Raw genomic sequence first — 3,278 nt, 5'->3', positions numbered from 1 at the left:
TTCCTACGGAATGCTGCGCAAACATGATTTATAAATGTCCTAACCTTAATAAGTAGCGCTATATCAGTTATCAGCTCTGCAAAATTGTGGGTAAAACCTAACCCCCCAACCCCCTTCCCTACAAGGGAAGGGGGAGATACTCCCCTCTCCTTGCAGGAGAGGGGTTGGGGGAGAGGTCTTAATTTATGAAACTTACCCACACTCATAAACATAGACACGCTAGTAGAGTAGGCAAACCTATAATGAACTATCAAAGCAAAACCATATAATATAATCATTATATCATATATTAAACAAAAAATATGCTACTAGAACTAAAAAGATTAACCATACCTCCTGGACAAAAAGTATTACTAAAAGATGTAAGTTGGCAGGAATTTGAAGAAATTCTCACCGACTTAGGAGAAAGTCGTTCCTCTCGAATAGCTTATGCAAATAACACTTTAGAAATTATGGCTCCCTTACCAGAACATGAAACTAGAAAAGTCCTAATTGGAGACTTATTAAAGGCTTTGATGGAAGAATTAGATATTGAGTTTTGGTCTCTATGTTCCACAACTTTCAAAAATGAATTAATGAGGCAAGGTATAGAACCTGATGATTGTTTTTATATTGAAAATGAAGCTAAAGTTCGTGGGAAAGAACGTCTAGATTTAACTATCGATCCACCTCCAGATTTAGCACTCGAAATAGATGTAACTTCCCGGACTCATACTAATATTTATGCAAGTTTAGGAGTAGGGGAACTGTGGCGATTTGACAAAGGAAAGTTGCAAATATATGTATTAGAAAATAACAAATATATAGAGTCGAAATTTAGTCCTCATTTTCCCAATTTACCCTTAACTGAAATTATTCCCGAATATCGCGATCGCTGTCAAAGTATAGGTAGAAATCAAACAATGAAAGCATTTCGTAATTGGGTAAGAGCTGAACTCAGAAATCAGAAGTAGCTGGTAGTGGCGTGGCACACCTAAAATGCTGCAATAGTAGTAGCGCGTCCAGACTAAAATTGTGGGTAAAACCTCCCCCCTCTCCTTGCAGGAGAGGGGTTGGGGGAGAGGTATTCATTGGTTTGAATGGGTATTTTTCCTGTGCTTGTTTGATTATGTGTAGTAGAATTTCCCTGGTTTCTCGGCGTGTGAGGTTGAAATCTCTGTTGTTGCACCGAGTTGTTATGTGGTAGGAATACCCTGATTTAAATTCTCTTTTTGGTCTGCCCATGTCTTTTCAGTTAACTGTTTTTAGTTCTCAGTTGCTCGTTACCAGTTAATTATCACAGTTATCATTTTTCAACTTCTTCATTCTGTCTCCTGACTCCTGACTCCTAACTTCTGACTTCTGACTTCAAACTTCTGACTTCCGAAGTGCCAGGTATCGTTGAAAAAAAAGAGAAGGGTAAACTTCCCTTTCTTCTTGTTTTCAGCCTTTGGTCTTTCTTTTGCTGCCTAGCATTAAACCGCTAAGTGTGATAAAACCTAAAATTAGGCTGGGTTCCGGAGTTGAAGCCGCCACCGCCGGATGGAAGCGTGCATACAACAATGGAATCCTCGCGTCGTACGCGACGGGAGATCCACTTATGCGCGCGCCACCGCCGGCGGCGCCAATAATTATTGTGTTCACAAATTCCACCTTTTCTTCTTCTCCGGTAAAAAAGTTTAACATATTTTCACTAAACATTTCATAACCGATAAAAACCTCTACCATCGGATTAGTAAAGAGCGAGGCGAGCGCGGACTTTGACTCCAAGAAGGCACTAAGGCTCTCGGCCGCACTGCGCGCTGATTCGGAGCTTGTGAAGTCGAAGCCTTCGGAATACACATTACTCCCGAAATCAACCCCAAACTCCACATCGTACACCGAGTCACCAACGGCGAGGTCTTTCACACCTTCTATTATACCATCGCCGTCACTGTCATATAGCGTTGCGGCCACAGCAGCCTCTGGCGCAGGTGCGAACAGTGCGAAAGAAGAAGCCAAGACGGCGGAACTGAGACCACACAAGCAGGAAGTAAATAAGTTGCGTGCAGATTGTTGGGTATTTGTTTTGAGGTTTTTCATGTTTAGTTGTGTTAAGTTTTGTGTTTACATTTCTAAGCATAATTTCCCCCCCCCTAGTGTCAAGAGCATTTCGGCAACTTCATCAAATCTTCATTAACCAAGCGTGAACAACTGTGGAATCACGCATCTTATTCATTCAAATCTTCATCTAGAAAATCCGGATAAATATATGCAAGAGACGAGAAAATTTATTTATAAATATGAAAAAAATAGGGCGCATAACTGATTATAGTAGGTGTAGGGTGCGTTTCGCTGCGCGACATGAAAAGGCACTGACTACAAATTATGGTCAAACTGTTAAACATTACCGCAGCGCCGTAACGCACCGTTAAGTTAAGTAGTAGACCGACACAAGTAAAATGGTGCGTTACGAAGGATAGCTAAATGCCTTTCAAAGTCTATATTTTAGCCTTCTAACGCACCCTACAAATTTTGCTAAAAAAAACCCGCCCCTACCAGGTCGTGTCAAGCTTGAAAATGTGGGTTAAAAAAACCTAACCCCCCAACCCCCTTCCCTGCTAGCGTTGGGGGGGAACTCTCCCCTCTCAAAAGCAGGATAGGGGTTGGGGGAGAGGTCTCCAAGGTTGCTCGCTCAAACACCCACAATTTTAGTCTTGACACGGCACTACGATTTTTTTTCGTTTAATGAACTTGGTAGCGATCGCTTGGGCAATTTCTGACTACTATCTTCAGCTATCATATAGAATCCGGATAATTGCTCTCTGGCGTCATTGCGACTGGAACGTAGTGGAAGGAAGCAATCTCGTGAAACCCCGAGATTGCTTCCTATCGTCGCTGCGGACGACTTTTTAACCGGATTCTATATCATATCAAATCCGTTTGTTACGGTTCCCGATAAATCGGAGTAATATAATTCTGTCATCGTCATACAATGGGTAGGGGCGAATTGCCATTCGCCCCTACAATATCGACTCTTAATCTTTAATACTGAACAACACTGATGCTATCGGATTTGATATCAACAGGACTTATATCAAATCCGGTTGAATACTTATTATATAGTTGGAGAGATGAGGGGATGGGGAGATGGGGAGATGGGGAGATGGAGGGATTAAATATTGAAGTAATTATACCATTTCTCAAAAAGAATGCTATATATGATTGGGTGGGGTAGGGACGCCCTTATGCAACGTCCGTACGGAAGTGTGGGAGGTGTGGGGAGAGGAAAAGTAGGAAAAATCTATAAAATACCGACT

2 protein-coding genes are annotated in these 3,278 nt (G+C 41.8%); one reads left to right on the top strand and one right to left on the bottom strand.

Translation table 11 applies throughout. From position 1 onward, the window contains the following. Window positions 1–302 precede the first annotated feature (302 nt). Window positions 303–953 (top strand): Uma2 family endonuclease, encoded by a 651-nt coding sequence (locus tag F6K22_RS36780; protein WP_293109657.1) that lies wholly within the window; start codon window positions 303–305, stop codon window positions 951–953. Between the two features lie 469 nt (window positions 954–1,422). Here F6K22_RS36780 and F6K22_RS36775 read toward each other — a convergent pair whose 3' ends face one another. Continuing rightward, window positions 1,423–2,061 (bottom strand): PEP-CTERM sorting domain-containing protein, encoded by a 639-nt coding sequence (locus F6K22_RS36775; RefSeq protein ID WP_293109655.1) that lies wholly within the window; start codon window positions 2,059–2,061, stop codon window positions 1,423–1,425. Between the last annotated feature and the right edge of the window lie 1,217 nt (window positions 2,062–3,278).

Source organism: Okeania sp. SIO2F4 (assembly GCF_010672385.1).
In the GTDB taxonomy this organism is placed as follows: domain Bacteria; phylum Cyanobacteriota; class Cyanobacteriia; order Cyanobacteriales; family Microcoleaceae; genus Trichodesmium.
The sequence above is the reverse complement of the archived record's forward strand: the minus strand, read 5'-3'. Positions and strand labels throughout refer to the sequence as shown.